The organism is Nocardioides gansuensis (assembly GCF_003076135.1).
GTDB lineage: Bacteria > Actinomycetota > Actinomycetes > Propionibacteriales > Nocardioidaceae > Nocardioides > Nocardioides gansuensis.
In genome coordinates this window covers 1-302 of record NZ_QDGZ01000036.1, presented here as the reverse complement: position 1 = coordinate 302, position 302 = coordinate 1, and the positions used below count along the sequence as shown (strand labels likewise).

The following is a 302-nucleotide window of genomic DNA, read 5'->3' as shown; positions in this document are numbered from 1 at the left end:
CGGCACGTCGGCGATGTGCTACGCCGTGGGCAACACGATCTGGTTCTACTACCAGGTGCTGGCGCCGGAGACGCAGACGTATCCCGGGCCCGCTGACGTCTTCTTCGTGGCCGTGGTGCCGTTCGCCGTCGCGGCGATGCTCACCCTCCCGAGCCGGTCCCTGTCGCCCGCGGCGCGGGCACGCGCGATCGTCGATGGCGCGATCGTCGGCGCGGCGCTGCTGTTCATCAGCTGGATCCTGGTCGTGGGTCCACTGTTCGCGCAGCTGGGCGAGGCGAGCTGGATCTATCTCACCGTCTACC

The 302-nt window shown here is 68.9% G+C and carries 1 protein-coding gene; it reads left to right on the top strand.

Annotated features, from left to right (window positions below; all coding sequences use genetic code 11):
• Positions 1 to 25: 25 nt before the first annotated feature.
• On the top strand, positions 26 to 302 hold a 277-nt coding region (locus DDE18_RS22500), incomplete at its 3' end, for a hypothetical protein (RefSeq protein WP_133241322.1).